The organism is Pseudoxanthomonas mexicana (assembly GCF_010093385.1).
Lineage (GTDB): Bacteria > Pseudomonadota > Gammaproteobacteria > Xanthomonadales > Xanthomonadaceae > Pseudoxanthomonas_A > Pseudoxanthomonas_A mexicana.
Window position 1 is genome coordinate 50,124 of record NZ_PDWV01000011.1, and the last position, 13,507, is coordinate 63,630.

Here is a 13,507-nt window from a genome sequence, read left to right on the forward strand (position 1 = left end):
GCCTGCGTCCGCTCACACTGCGTCGGGCGCCAGCTCGCGCAACTTGCCCTCGTGCAGTTCGAGCACTCGGTCCAGCCGGCGTGCCAGGCGCCGGTCGTGGGTGACCAGCACCAGGCTGGTCTTCTGGGCGCGATTGAGCTCCAGCATCAGGTCGAACACCGTCGCCGCCGTCTTCTCGTCCAGGTTGCCGGTCGGTTCGTCGCCGAGCACGCAGGCAGGCTGGTTGACCAGGGCACGAGCGACCGCGGCGCGCTGCCTTTCACCGCCGGACAGCTCGCCGGGCTTGTGCTCGAGGCGGTGCCCCAGGCCCACGGATTCCAGCAATGCCTTCGCGCGTGCGGCGGCGTCGGCCGCACCGGTGCCGCCCAGCATCACCGGCATCATCACGTTCTCCAGCGCGGTGAACTCGGGCAGCAGGTGATGGAACTGGTAGACGAAGCCGAGCGACGTATTGCGAAGCTGCCCGCGCGCGGCGTCCGACAGCGACGACATCTTCTTGCCGGCCACGTAGACCTCGCCGGACGTGGGCGTGTCTAGGCCACCCAGCAGATGCAGCAGCGTGCTCTTGCCGGCACCCGAGGCACCGACGATGGCCACGGTCTCGCCGGGCTGCACGTTCAGTTCGAGGCCGTCGAACACGGGGGTGCGCAGCTTGCCTTCGGCGTAGGTCTTGCCCAGTGCTTCGGCGTGGATGACCGCGGAACGGATGGACTCATTCATAGCGCAGCGCCTCCGCGGGCTGTGTGCGGGCGGCGCGCCACGCGGGATACAACGTAGCCAGGAAGCTCATGGTCAGCGCGACCGTTGCGATCAGCACCACCTCGCCCGCATCCAGTTCGTAGGGCAGGCCCGTGATGTAGTAGACATCCGACGGCAGCAGGGTGACGTTGAACACCGCTTCGATGGCCGCGAGGATGTGCTCCAGATTGATCGTCAGCAGGATGCCACCGATCACGCCCAGTACGGTGCCCATCACGCCGATCAGCACGCCCTGCACCATGAAGACCTGCATCACGCCGCGCGGCGTCAGGCCCAGCGTGCGCAGGATGGCGATGTCGGCCTGCTTGTCGGTGACCAGCATGACCTGCGAGTTCACCAGCGAAAAGGCGCCCATCAGGATGATGAAGGACAGCAGGATGCCCATCACCGTCTTCTCCATTTTCAGCGAGTGGTAGAGGTTGGCGTTCTCGCTGGTCCAGTCGCTGATGCGGTACGGCCCCTGCAGCCGCAGCGCGAGATCCCGCGCCACGTCCCAGGACTGGTACATGTCGTGCAGCTTCAGGCGCACGCCGGTCACGCCCTCGCCCATCCGCAGCACGCGCTGCAGGTCGCCCATGTGCACGAGCGCCAGGTTGCGGTCCACATCGTTGTGACCGACCGCGAAGATGCCGGTGACGGTGAAGCGTTTGATCCTTGGAGACACGGTGAATGCAGTGCTCTGCAATTCGCTCGTCGTCACCATAACGCTGTCGCCCACACCGACCCGCAGCCAGGCCGCCAGTTCCTGTCCCAGCAGGATGTGGAACTCGCCCGGCTTCAGCGAATCCAGCGTGCCCGCCTTCATCTTGTCGCCGATGACGGAGACCTTGGGCTCCTCGCCCGGCAGGATGCCGGTGACCAGCGCGCCCTGCGGGTCGGCGTTGCCGGTCAGCATGGCCTGCACGTGGATGAAGGGGGCGGCCCCGGACACGCGGGGATCATCCATCGCGATCTTGGTGGCATGCGGCCAGTCCTGCATGGCCTCGCCCGCCCCCATCACGGTGGCGTGCGCGGTGGCCTGCAACAGGCGGTCGCGGATCTCGCGCTGGAAGCCGCTCATCACCGACAACGTGGTGATCAGGATCATCACGCCCAGCGCGATGCCGACGACCGAGGCCAGCGAGATGAAGGAGATGAAACCGTTGCGGCGCTTGGCGCGGAGATAGCGCAGGCCGATGGCGACGGGGATGGGCTTGAACATGCGCCTATGGTGCCCGATCCCCCCGGTGCCGCCCAGCGTCCCCGGCGCCCGCAGCAAGCCGGAGTTCACGCCGCTGCTGTGCCGGCAGCGTATCGGGCCACCACGCGGCATGCTGCCAGCGCCGCCCTGCACCCTCGCGCCACCGCAGGAACGCCAGCGGGCCACGCCAGAGGACGTGCGCGTCCTGCATCGGCGTACCGTCGACGGTGGGCAGGCGGTCGTTTCCCGGAAACCAGAAGGCGCGCCGAGGCCTCCTCCCCTCGCTGCGTGCCTGCCATCCGCCCCAGGCCAGCGCCGCGACCGCGACAGGCCAGGCCCATGGACGGGGCATTTCGCTCGCCAGGACGGAGGCCGCACCCAGCGCCCCCAGCAGGATCAGCACCGCCTGCAGCAGGCGCGAGGGACGCCACTCAAGCCGGCAGTTGACGGATCCTTTCGACCAGCGCGGCGAGTTCCGCATCGGGACAGTGCTCGTAGCCCATGAACCAGCGCCAGAGCTTATCGTCCTCGCAATCGAGCAGGCGTAGGAAAACCACCCGTTGCGGTTCGGATTCGGTCGCCCAGCAGCGCGCCAGGTAACGGTCGAACAACTGGTCCAGTTCGCGCATGCCGCGCCGGCAGCGCCAGCGGATACGCTTGAGTTCGGGATCGTCGCTCATGCCGCTGCCAGTGCGAAGGCCAGGCGCGCCCAGAAGGCGATCAGTACCAGTGTCGCCAGCGCATAGGCGACGAAGCGCGTCATGACGTGGTTGAAGGTGCAGTGGACCGCACTGTGCACGGCCCGCAACCCGACGAAGGCCCACGCGAGGGCAAGCGAGACCATGTCCGACATGCCGATGTGGGCCGCCAGCAGCACACCGGCGTAGAACAGCACCGGCAACTCGAACAGGTTGCGGAAGTTGTCCGACGCGCGGGTATCGGACAGCAGGCGCACCGAATCGGCCGCACTCGCCAAGGCCTGCGCGTGGATGCGCTTGCGGGCCATCTCACCCAGGCGCAACTGGTACAGCCTGACCCACACCAGGAAGGTCAGGCCAGCCATCGCCACCGCGGGCCAGAGGATCGCCGTGACAGGTGCGGCACCCATGCGGTCAGGCGCGACGCGCCATCATCAGCTTCTTGATCTCGGCGATCGCCAGCGCCGGGTTCAGGCCCTTCGGACAGGTGCGGGCGCAGTTCATGATGGTGTGGCAGCGGTACAGCTTGAACGGATCTTCCAGATCGTCCAGGCGCGCACCCGTGTCCTCATCGCGCGAGTCGATGATCCAACGATAGGCCTGCAGCAGGATCGCCGGGCCGAGGTAACGCTCGCCGTTCCACCAATAGCTGGGGCAGCTGGTCGAGCAGCAGGCGCACAGGATGCACTCGTACAGGCCGTCCAGCTTCTTGCGGTCTTCCGGCGACTGCAGGCGCTCGCGGTCCGGCGGTGCCGGGGTCTGCGTGCGGATCCACGGCTTGATCGAGGCGTACTGCGCGTAGAAGTGGGTCAGGTCCGGAACCAGGTCCTTCACCACGTCCATGTGCGGCAGCGGATAGATCGGCACTTCCGCCTTGGTGCAGTCGCCGATGGCCTTGGTGCAGGCCAGCGTGTTGGTGCCATCGATGTTCATGGCGCACGAACCGCAGATGCCCTCGCGGCACGAACGGCGGAACGTCAGCGTGGGATCGATCTCGTTCTTGATCTTGATCAGCGCGTCCAGGACCATCGGGCCGCACTTGTCGAGGTCGATCTCGTAGGTGTCGGTGCGCGGATTGGCGCCGTCGTCCGGGTTCCAGCGGTACACCTTGAAGGTGCGCACGTTTTTGGCGCCCTTCGCGGGGAAGTGCTTGCCCTGGGTGATGCGCGAGTTCTTCGGGAGGGAAAATTCAGCCATGTGTCGGGTCTCCCGGCTCAGTAAACGCGCGGCTTGGGCGGCACCACATCCACGTCCTTGCTGAGCGTGTACATGTGCACGGGGCGGGAATCGAAGCTGCAGGTGCCGTCGTCTGCGACATTGACCAGCGTGTGCTTCTGCCAGTTGACGTCGTCGCGCTCCGGGAAGTCCTCGTGCGCGTGCGCGCCGCGGCTCTCGTGGCGCTGTTCGGCCGAGTTGATCGTGGCCACGGCATTGAGCAACAGGTTGTGCAACTCGTAGGTTTCGATCAGGTCCGAATTCCAGACCAGCGAACGGTCGCTGCCCTTCACGTCCTGGAAGCTGGAGAAGATGTCGGCCATCTTGTCGCAGCCTTCCTTCAGCGTCTTGCTGGTGCGGAACACGGCGGCGTCGGCCTGCATCGTGCGCTGCATGTTGTCGCGGATGACCGCCGTGGGCGTATCGCCGTTGGCGTTGCGCAGCTTGTCCAGGTGCGACAGCGCCTTGTCGCAGGCGTCGCCCGCCAGCGGCTTGTGCGACGAACCGCTCTTGATCGTCTCGGCGCAGCGGTTGGCCACCGCGCGACCGAACACCACCAAGTCCAGCAGCGAGTTCGAGCCCAGGCGGTTGGCGCCATGCACGGACACGCAGGCGGCTTCGCCGATCGCGTACAGGCCCGGCACGACCGCGTCCGGGTTGTCGCCGACCTTGCGCACCACTTCACCGTGGTAATTGGTCGGGATGCCGCCCATGTTGTAGTGCACGGTCGGGATGACCGGGATGGGCTGCTTGGTCACGTCCACGCCGGCAAAGATGTGGGCGCTCTCGGCGATGCCGGGCAGCTTCTCGTTGATGACTTCGGGGCCCAGGTGGGTCAGGTCGAGCAGGATGTGGTCCTTGTGCTCGCCCACGCCGCGGCCTTCGCGGATCTCGATGGTCATCGAACGGCTGACCACGTCGCGCGAGGCCAGGTCCTTGTAGTGCGGCGCATAGCGCTCCATGAAGCGCTCGCCGTTGCTGTTGCGCAGGATGCCGCCTTCGCCGCGCACGCCCTCGGTGATCAGGCAGCCCGCGCCGTAGATACCGGTCGGGTGGAACTGCACGAACTCCATGTCCTGCATCGGCAGGCCGGCGCGCATCACCATGCCGCCACCGTCGCCGGTGCAGGTATGGGCAGACGTCGCCGAGAAGTAGGCGCGGCCGTAGCCGCCGGTGGCCAGCACCACGCCGTGGGCGCGGAACAGGTGCAGCGTGCCGGTGGCCATGTCCAGGGCGAGCACGCCGCGGCAGGCGCCCTCTTCGTCGAAGATCAGGTCCAGCGCGAAGTACTCGACCATGAAGCGCGCATCGTGCGCCAGCGACTGCTGGTACAGCGTGTGCAGCATGGCGTGGCCGGTACGGTCGGCCGCGGCGCAGGTACGCTGGGCCGGCGGGCCTTCACCGAACTTGGTGGTCATGCCGCCGAACGGACGCTGGTAGATCTTGCCGTCCTCGGTGCGGGAGAACGGCACGCCGTAGTGCTCCAGCTCAATGATGGCCGGGATGGCCTCGCGGCACATGTACTCGATGGCGTCCTGGGCGCCCAGCCAGTCCGAGCCCTTGATGGTGTCGTAGAAGTGGTAGCGCCAGTCGTCCTCGCCCATGTTGCCCAGCGCGGCGGAGATGCCGCCCTGCGCCGCCACGGTGTGCGAGCGGGTCGGGAAGACCTTGGTCAGGCATACGGTCTGCAGGCCCTTGGCGGCCAGGCCGAAGGTCGCGCGCAGGCCGGCGCCGCCGGCGCCCACCACGACCATGTCGTACTTGTGTTCGGTGATCTTGTAAGCGGACATGTGGCTCAGTTCCCCAGCGCGATGCGGGCCACGGCGAAGACGCTCACGATGGCGCCCAGCACGGCGATGAATTTGACGGTGGTCTGCACCGCGAGGGCGAGCAGCGAGTTGTGCACGTAGTCTTCCAGTACGACCTGCAGGCCGAGCTGGGCGTGCCAGAACATGGCGACCAGGAAGCCGACCAGCAGCATGGCGTTCCAGGGCTGGGCGATGGCCGCCGTGGCGGTGACGTAGTCGGCGCCGGACAGGCTCAGCACGAACACCAGGAACCAGATGGTCAGCGCGACCAGCGCGGGGGCGGTCAGGCGCTGGTGGACGAAATGTTCGGTACCGGTCTTCGCCGAGCCGAGGCCGCGCGCGGTCTTGATGGGGGTACGGAAGTCGCTCATGCGCCACCTCCCAGCAGCACGTAGCCCCACACCAGGGCGGTGATGACCAGGCTGCCGATCACCGACAGCCAGCTGTTGCGCACGAACGTGGCGATGCGGTAGCCGATGGCGAAGTCCTGCACGATGTGGCGGATGCCGTTGCACAGGTGGTAGGCGAAGGCCCAGGTCCAGCCGAACAGGAACAACTGGCCGTACCAGGCGCCCGCATGTCCGGTGAAGCAGTTCCAGGCATCCGGGCCGATCATCAGCCCCACCAGCCCCGCCGTGATCAGCAGGGCGCCCGCGGCCAGGACGATGCCGGTGGCGCGATGCAGGATGGAGGTCACCATCTGGATCTGCCAACGGTAGACCTGCAGATGGGGGGAAAGCGGACGTTGTGGAGTCGCCATGCGTTGCGCTCGTTGTCTCGGCTGGGCGGTCAGGACCGCGTTGGCTTTACGCGCACTGCTCAGAAATCGATGCAGCGCCCGTTCTTTTCCCAATCCCCGTAACGCGTGGGCTCGGGCCCGTCGCGGCCGCCGATCTCCTTCTGCACGGCCGTGTCTGCTGCCCCTTCGCCCGGTGTCGGCGGTGAGGTATCGGACGGCTGTGTTCCGGGATCGGGGTCGGGAGTCGGGGGTGTTTGACCTATCATGGTGGTCTCGCAACGCACAAAATTTTAATCCTCGCCCCCTTGGCTTACAACCTTTCCCCTACCACTCCGCCGGTTTTCAGCCTGCCCGACCATGCGCTGGTGACGCTGGAAGGCCCGGATGCCGTGGCTTTCGCCCACGCCCAGTTCGCCAACGATGTCGCCGCGCTGGCGCCGGGATGCTGGCAGTGGAACGCGTGGTTGACGCCCAAAGGGCGCGTGATCGCGGTGTTCGCGCTGGCCAGGCTGGCCGAGGACCGCGTGTGGCTGGTGCTGCCCGACCACCACGCCGAGCTGTTCGCCGAAGCGCTGCGGCGTTTCGTGTTTAGACGAAAGTTGAAGATCGAAGTCCCCGCGGACAGGGCCATCGGTGGCGCCAACGCCGCGCCCGCGCACGCGCAAGGCAACCTGCTGGGTACGGCGGGCGACGCCGTTGAACTGGACATGGGGGGCGATGGCGGTCCGCGCACGTTGCGGATCGGCACCGCGGCGCCGGACGACGAGGCTGCACGTCTCGCGTGGCAGGTGTCGGACCTGCGCCACGGCCTGCCCCGCCTGCCGGCCTCCCAGCGCGAGCAGTGGACGCCGCAGCAACTGGCACTGGACCGGCTGGCCGCCTACAGCGTGAAGAAAGGCTGTTACCCGGGGCAGGAAATCGTGGCGCGCACGCATTTCCTCGGCAAGGCGAAGCGCTCGCTGCAGTGCTTCGCCGCCGCGGGCCCTGTCGTGGCCGGCGCCGCCGTTCGTCACGAGGCGCAGGACGTGGGCGAGGTGGTGTGCGTGGCGCCCGATGACGCGCGCACGCTGCTGCTGGCCGTGATGCCGTTGGACCATGCGGGCACCGGCCTGTCCGCCGAGGGCAACGCACTGGAACGGCTGCCCCTGTACGACGGCCTGCGCCGCTGAGGGACAACCGCGCCGGGATTGATCCACGTCAATGCCGTTCGCGCGTGCCTGCCTAGACTGCCCGGAACCTCCGCAGCAGAAGGCATGCGCATGCATCACGACGTCATCATCATCGGCGCCGGCCCGGCCGGCCTGTGCCTGGCCAAGGCACTGTGCGACCTCGACCTGAAGGTGGCGCTGGTGGAGCGTCAGGCGCGTGCCGCAATCGCCGAACCCGCCTTCGACGGACGCGAGATCGCCCTCACGCACGCCTCGATCCGGCAACTGCGCGATCTCGGCATCTGGCAGCACCTGCCCGACGACGCCGCGTCGCCCCTGCGCGCCGCGCGGGTGATGGAAGGCGACTGCCTGCACGACATGCGCATCGATGCCGCGCTGGCAGGCAAGTCCGAGCTGGGCATGCTGGTGCCCAACCAGCGTATTCGCGAGGCGGCGTGGAAGGCGGTGGGCGACATGCCCGGACTGGATTTCTTCGATGGCGCACGCGTGCATGCGGTCCGCACCACCGACGACCACGCCTGCGTGACCCTGGGCGACGGCCTGCGACTGGAGGCGCCGCTACTGGTGGCCGCCGACAGCCGGTTCTCGGAGACGCGCCGTGCGATGGGCATCGGCGCGGACCAGTACGATTTCGGCAAGAGCATGCTGGTGTGCCGCATGCACCACGAGCAGCCGCACCAGGGCGTGGCGTGGGAATGGTTCGGCCATGGACAGACGCTGGCCCTGCTGCCGCTGCAGGAACACCAGGCCTCGGTCGTGGTCACCCTGCCGGACAGCGCGGCCAGGCGTCTGGCCGCGCTGGACGTCGACGCGTTCGCCCACGAAATGGAGCAGCGCTATGGCCATCGGCTGGGCCACATGCGGCTGGAAAGCAGCCGCCACGTGTATCCGTTGGTGGGTGTTTACGCGCGACGTTTCGTCGCACGCCGCTTCGCCCTGGCGGGCGATGCGGCGGTCGGCATGCACCCGGTCACCGCGCACGGCTTCAACCTGGGCCTGGACAGCGTGGCGCGGCTGACGGACATGGCACGCCAGGCCGTGCGTTGCGGTGGCGACCTGGGATGCGCCGAAGGCCTGGCCCGCTACGAGCGGCGGCACCGTCGGGGCACGCGGCCGCTGTACCTTGCCACCCGGGCGATCGTGGAGCTCTACACCAACGATCGTGCGCCCGCGCGCGTCGTGCGCGAAACGGTGCTGCGCGCGGGGCGACACCTGACGCCCTTCCGGCGCGCCCTGGCCCGCACCCTGGCCGACGACGCTCCGGCGACCCGCCCTCCCCTGCAGCGGCTGCGCGACGGGCTGGCGCTCCTGCGCCCGTAGGCCGCGGGGTGAGCAGAGGCCCCCGCCCGGAACGGGGCGCATGCCCCGCTACGCGGCCAGCCAGGCCTCGAAGCGGTCGAGGAACAGCTGCAGGCGCTTGCGCAGGCGTTCGTCGCTGACGTTGCCATCGGCGTCGATCTGGCCTTCGCGATACTGGATGGCGATTTCCGGCTGCGGAAGGACCGCCAGGTCCACGGCGGACAGCACGTTGCGAAGGTGCTGCTGCGCCGACACCGTGCCATGCGCTCCCGGCGACGTGCCGATGATCGCCGCGCGTTTGCCCGCGAATGAGTTGCTGCCGCCGGGACGCGACCCGATGTCGATGGCGTTCTTCAGGACGCCGGGAATGGAACGGTTGTACTCCGGCGTGACGAACAGCAGCGCGTCGCAGGCCTCCCCCTGCTGCTTGAAGCGCAGGCCGGCAGCGGGAAACGCCGCGTCGTCGTCCTGGTCGTACAGCGGCAGGTCGCCGATGCCGATCTCCTCGAAGACGAAGCGGCCGCCCGCCAGCGTCCGCACGGCGTCGGCCAACTGGCGGTTGAAGGAACCGGCGCGCAGGCTGCCGATGAGGAGGCCGATCCGGAGCGTGGGCATATCCATTCCTCAGTGAAGGGGAATGGCGATCATGCCAGCCTGTCCGCCGCCGCGACGATGTCCTCATCGCCGGGCAGCACCAGGAACGCCGCGCCCGCCAGCGGGGTGTAGGTGTCGGCCCCCACCACGCGCTGGAACGGACGCGCATGGTGGCCCGCTTCGGCGATGGCCGTGATGACGCCCTCGCCGACGCCTGCGGCGTGCCGGCCTTCGTCCACCACCAGGATGCGCTTGGCCGTCTTCGCCTGCGCCGCGATGAAAGCCTCGTTGAGCGGCACCAGCCAGCGCAGGTCGACCACGCGCACCTTCCAGCCGTGCCTGCCCTCGATGGTGCGCGCGGCGCGCAGGCTCATCGGCACGCCGTTGCCGTACGTGAAGATGACCAGGTCGTCCGCATCCTCGCCGTACACGCGACCTTCGCCGAGCGGCATCGCCTCGTCCTGCGGCGGATACGGGAACAGCCACTGTCCGTCGCCGGCCTCGTGCAGGTCCTTGGTCATGTACAGCGCGATCGGCTCCAGGAACACGGTGACGCGCCCATCCACCTTCGCCAGCGCGGCCAACGTGCGCAGCATGGTGGCCGCGTCGTCGCCGCGCGAGGGACAGCCCACGACCAGGCCCGGGATGTCGCGCAGGGCGGTGATCGAGTTGTCGTTGTGGAAATGCCCACCGAAGCCTCGCTGGTAGCCCAGGCCGGCGATGCGCACGACCATCGGGTTGCGGTACTGGTCGTTGCTGAAGAACTGCAGGCTGGCGGCTTCGCCACGGATCTGGTCGCAGGCGTTGTGGAAGTACGCCAGGTACTGGATCTCAGGCAGCGGCAGCATGCCCATGTTGGCATAACCCTGGGCCAGGCCCAGGATCATGGTCTCGTCCAGCAGCGTATTGAACACGCGGCTGCCCTTGAATGCCTTCTGCAGGCCCTTGGTCACCGTGTACACGCCGCCCTTCTGCGCCACGTCCTCGCCGAACAGCAGCGTTTCGGGGTACTTGCAGAACAGGTCGTGCAGCGCGTTGTTGATCTGGATGGCAAGGTGCCTGGGCGGCAGCTTCTCCGGCAGTCTGTCCTCGCTGCCGAAGGCGGCCACGCGCCTGTCGTGCGGCGCCGTGCGTGCCGCCTCGGCCGCCACCGCATCGGGGGTATACGGCGCCAGCGGCGCCATCACCTGCTCCAGCGTGGTGATGCGCGGCCGGCGGTCGGCGTCCACGGCCGCGGCGAAACAGCGCGCGCGCGTGGCTTCGTACAGCCCGAGCAGCGCGTCCTTCGTCAGCAGTCCCGATTCCAGCGCGATCGCCGCCGAGCGCAGCAGCGGGTCGGTCGCCTCGACCGCGCACAACTCCTCCAGCGGACGCCACTCGATCTCGAAATCGGTACCCGCGTGACCCATGATCCGGGTGGTGCGCAGGTGCAGGAACGTCGGCCGGCGCGTACGGCGGCAATGCTCGACGGCCGCCTGCACCTGGCCATAGCCGGCCGCCAGGTCCAGGCCGTCGGCGTGGAAGTAGTCCAGGTCCGCGCGATCGCGGAAGTTGCGGCCGATCCAGCCGTCGGGCGTCTTCACCGAAATACCGATGCCGTTGTCCTCGCAGACGAACAGCACCGGCGCCGGCAGCTTCTGGTACGCGGTCCACGCGGCGGCGTTGAAGGCGGTCTGCGCCGTGGCATGGTTGCTCGAGGCGTCGCCGAACGAACAGATCGCGATGCTGTCCTCGGGAATCGGGAGCGCATGGCCGATGCGGCGCGCCTGTTCGATCGCCACCGCGGTACCCAGTGCTTTCGGCAGGTGCGAGGCGATGGTCGAGGTCTGCGGCAGCACCCACAACGGCTTGCTGCCCCACACCTTGTGGCGGCCGCCGGACGCCGGGTCCTCGGCGCTTGCGGCGAAGCTCAACGCCGAGTCCATCACCGGGTCCATGCCGGGCAACTTGCGGAACCGTTCGGCCATGAAACCGCCGCTGCGGTAATGCAGGAATGCGGGGTCGGTGTGGCGCGCCAGCCGCGCGACCATCGCGTTGCCTTCGTGCCCACTGGAGCCGATGGTGTAGAAGACCTTGTTCTGCACGCGCAGCACGCGCGCCATCAGGTCCAGGTGGCGGCTGATCAGCTGCGACTCCAGCAGCTCGACGAAGCTGCGCGCATCCAGCGCACTGCCGGGCAGCACGGGATCGGTGGCGGCCGGCGCGCTGCGCACGGGGCCGTCCCACTCCTTCACGAATTCGATGAAATTCTGGTCGCAGATCTCGGCCCGGTTCAGGCCCTTCATGCGTGCGGGGATCGCTTTCAACGTCATGTGCTCGCTCGGATCAGGAGGACGCCAGGCGCATGGCGACTTCGTCGCTCACGCCGGGCATGGGAACAAAACCCGGCTGCGCGCGCACCCGCGCCAGCCAGTCGGTGATATGGGGAAACGCGGCCAGGTCGAAACCGCCCTCTGCCGCGCAGTGGGTGTAGGCGAACAGTGCGATGTCGGCCACGCCGTAGTTAGGACCGGTGAACCACGCTGCCTGCGCGAGGTGCTTCTCCATCACCGCCAGCGCCTGCATGCCCCGCTCGTGCAGGCGCGGCAGGTCGGCACGACGCGGCGAATCCAGCGGTGTCCAGCCGCGGATGAAGCGCGCGACGGCGATGTATGGCTCGTGGCTGTACTGCTCGAAGAACAGCCAGCTCAATGCCTGCGCACGCTGCCATGCATCGGCCGGCAGGTAGGTGCTGCCCTCCGCCAGCCAACAGAGGATGGCGTTCGACTCCACCAGGATGGCGCCATCGGCGCGCTCCAGCATCGGCACCTTGCCGTTCGGGTTCTTCGCCAGGTATTCGGGCGTGCGGGGGCCGCCGTGGGCGCTGTCGACTTCGATCCACGTGTAGGGCCGGCCCAGCTGCTCGAGCAGCAGGCGCACCTTGTGGCAGTTGCCCGAGGTGGACATGCCATGGACGGTGACGGGATCAGGCGACATGCGGATGCTCCGGAAGGGCGATGCGGGCGGCCTTGGCGAGGTCCTTGTCGCGTCCGAATGCGCGCAGGATGCGGCGCTGCTCTTCCAGCGTCGGGATGCACACGGCGATCCCTGCGGCATCGATGCGCATGTCATGGTTCACCCGTACGGGCTGCCATCCGGCCTCCGCCAGCAGCTCCAGCCCGCCCATGACTTCCACCGGCATCGGCAGGTGTGCGAAACGCGCGAAGGTGGAACGGAAGCGGGTTTCGTCCGCGGGTCGGTGAGCCGTATCGACATGGTCGGCCCATGTCTGGCACAAGCGCAGCGCGTCCTGCCGGCTGCAGAGCACGTCAATGTCCTGCGGCACGATACCGGGGACTCCGGCCAGCGCCAGCGCGGCGCTGCCGATGATCCACCAGGGGTCGCGGAAGGTCCGCGCCATCTGCGGCAGGGCATGGTGCAGGCCTGCATGCAGTGCGGACGTGGACGTCACGGATGCACGGCCTTTCGCGCTTGCCACTGCGTACGCGTCTGGCCCCAGACTTCGACCGGCTTCTCGTGGTGCGGTTCGGGCAGGCGGTCCATCCGCAGATAGGTCGAACCCAGCTTGGCGGCCACCGTCTTGGAATTGGCGTTGTCCGGATCGATGGTGTGGATCACCTCGCTCCAGCCCAGGTGATCGAACGCCCAGTCGGTACTGGCCGCGGCGGCTTCGGGCGCATAGCCCCTGCCCCAGGCTTCGCGCGCGATGCTCCAGCCCACCTCGGTCCCCGGCCAGCCTTCCGGTTGCCACGGTCCGACCCGGCCGACCCAGCGACCGGTCGCCTTCTCGATCACCGAGAACATGCCGAACCCCTGCAGGTGCCAGCTGCCGAGCGTCGCGGCGAGGCTCCGCCACGCAGGCGAGCGGGCCTGCATGCCACCGATGAAGCGCGTGGCTTCCTCATCGGCACCGAACGCCGCCCAGGCTTCGTAATCGTCCCGTCGCGGCAGCCTCAGCAACAGGCGTGGAGTTTCAAGCTGGAGATCGGAAAGGTCCATCGACGCCACACCATCCCACCAGAAATCCGGACACGACGAGCGGCGAC

Annotated in this window: 16 protein-coding genes; 2 read left to right on the plus strand and 14 right to left on the minus strand. The window is 68.1% G+C overall.

Translation table 11 applies throughout. The annotated features are described in order from the left end of the window. Positions 1 to 12: 12 nt before the first annotated feature. The 9 genes from lolD to CSC76_RS19240 form a co-directional block, all read right to left on the minus strand. Positions 13 to 720, minus strand: a complete 708-nt coding sequence (gene lolD / locus CSC76_RS06095) for a lipoprotein-releasing ABC transporter ATP-binding protein LolD (protein WP_162109196.1) — start codon at positions 718 to 720, stop codon at positions 13 to 15. Next, positions 713 to 1,960: a lipoprotein-releasing ABC transporter permease subunit gene (locus tag CSC76_RS06100; protein WP_162109198.1), complete on the minus strand. Its 1,248-nt coding sequence runs from the start codon at positions 1,958 to 1,960 to the stop codon at positions 713 to 715. Before CSC76_RS06100 ends, lolD begins: the two co-directional genes overlap by 8 nt. Positions 1,961 to 2,370: 410 nt before the next feature. Beyond that, positions 2,371 to 2,619, minus strand: a complete 249-nt coding sequence (locus tag CSC76_RS06105; RefSeq protein WP_162109200.1) for an FAD assembly factor SdhE — start codon at positions 2,617 to 2,619, stop codon at positions 2,371 to 2,373. Continuing rightward, positions 2,616 to 3,047 carry an MAPEG family protein gene (locus CSC76_RS06110; RefSeq protein ID WP_162109201.1) on the minus strand — a complete coding sequence of 144 codons (432 nt, stop codon included), beginning with the start codon at positions 3,045 to 3,047 and terminating at the stop codon, positions 2,616 to 2,618. The genes CSC76_RS06105 and CSC76_RS06110 overlap by 4 nt, the downstream gene beginning before the upstream one ends. Before the next feature lie 4 nt (positions 3,048 to 3,051). After that, entirely contained in the window at positions 3,052 to 3,834 is a 783-nt protein-coding gene (locus tag CSC76_RS06115) for a succinate dehydrogenase iron-sulfur subunit (protein WP_162109202.1), read from the minus strand. Between the two features lie 17 nt (positions 3,835 to 3,851). Next, positions 3,852 to 5,642 (minus strand): succinate dehydrogenase flavoprotein subunit, encoded by a 1,791-nt coding sequence (gene sdhA, locus CSC76_RS06120; RefSeq protein ID WP_162109204.1) that lies wholly within the window; start codon positions 5,640 to 5,642, stop codon positions 3,852 to 3,854. A 5-nt stretch (positions 5,643 to 5,647) separates the two neighbouring features. After that, positions 5,648 to 6,031, minus strand: coding sequence for a succinate dehydrogenase, hydrophobic membrane anchor protein (gene sdhD / locus CSC76_RS06125; RefSeq protein WP_162109206.1), 384 nt, complete (start codon positions 6,029 to 6,031; stop codon positions 5,648 to 5,650). Next, entirely contained in the window at positions 6,028 to 6,420 is a 393-nt protein-coding gene (sdhC, locus tag CSC76_RS06130; protein ID WP_162109208.1) for a succinate dehydrogenase, cytochrome b556 subunit, read from the minus strand. Before sdhC ends, sdhD begins: the two co-directional genes overlap by 4 nt. A gap of 59 nt (positions 6,421 to 6,479) precedes the next feature. Next, on the minus strand, positions 6,480 to 6,665 hold the full coding sequence (locus tag CSC76_RS19240) for a DUF1674 domain-containing protein (protein WP_162109210.1): 186 nt from the start codon (positions 6,663 to 6,665) through the stop codon (positions 6,480 to 6,482). 39 nt (positions 6,666 to 6,704) lie between these two features. Here CSC76_RS19240 and ygfZ point away from each other — a divergent pair, with 39 nt between their 5' ends. Then, positions 6,705 to 7,568 (plus strand): CAF17-like 4Fe-4S cluster assembly/insertion protein YgfZ, encoded by an 864-nt coding sequence (ygfZ, locus tag CSC76_RS06140; RefSeq protein WP_238394889.1) that lies wholly within the window; start codon positions 6,705 to 6,707, stop codon positions 7,566 to 7,568. A gap of 90 nt (positions 7,569 to 7,658) precedes the next feature. After that, entirely contained in the window at positions 7,659 to 8,888 is a 1,230-nt protein-coding gene (ubiM, locus tag CSC76_RS06145) for a 5-demethoxyubiquinol-8 5-hydroxylase UbiM (RefSeq protein ID WP_162109211.1), read from the plus strand. A 48-nt stretch (positions 8,889 to 8,936) separates the two neighbouring features. On the opposite strand, the gene CSC76_RS06150 is transcribed toward ubiM, so the two are convergent. Genes CSC76_RS06150 through CSC76_RS06170 form a run of 5 tightly spaced genes read right to left on the minus strand, consistent with a single transcriptional unit; the run spans position 8,937 to position 13,460 of the window. After that, complete coding sequence (locus CSC76_RS06150; RefSeq protein WP_162109212.1) at positions 8,937 to 9,482, minus strand: NADPH-dependent FMN reductase; 546 nt, start codon at positions 9,480 to 9,482, stop codon at positions 8,937 to 8,939. 29 nt (positions 9,483 to 9,511) lie between these two features. Next, on the minus strand, positions 9,512 to 11,773 hold the full coding sequence (locus CSC76_RS06155) for a thiamine pyrophosphate-dependent enzyme (protein ID WP_162109213.1): 2,262 nt from the start codon (positions 11,771 to 11,773) through the stop codon (positions 9,512 to 9,514). A 13-nt stretch (positions 11,774 to 11,786) separates the two neighbouring features. Further along, positions 11,787 to 12,437, minus strand: a complete 651-nt coding sequence (locus CSC76_RS06160; RefSeq protein ID WP_162109214.1) for a glutathione S-transferase family protein — start codon at positions 12,435 to 12,437, stop codon at positions 11,787 to 11,789. Beyond that, positions 12,427 to 12,912, minus strand: a complete 486-nt coding sequence (locus tag CSC76_RS06165; RefSeq protein WP_162109215.1) for a nucleotidyltransferase family protein — start codon at positions 12,910 to 12,912, stop codon at positions 12,427 to 12,429. The genes CSC76_RS06160 and CSC76_RS06165 overlap by 11 nt, the downstream gene beginning before the upstream one ends. Further along, entirely contained in the window at positions 12,909 to 13,460 is a 552-nt protein-coding gene (locus CSC76_RS06170) for a GNAT family N-acetyltransferase (RefSeq protein ID WP_162109216.1), read from the minus strand. Before CSC76_RS06170 ends, CSC76_RS06165 begins: the two co-directional genes overlap by 4 nt. Positions 13,461 to 13,507: the final 47 nt, after the last annotated feature.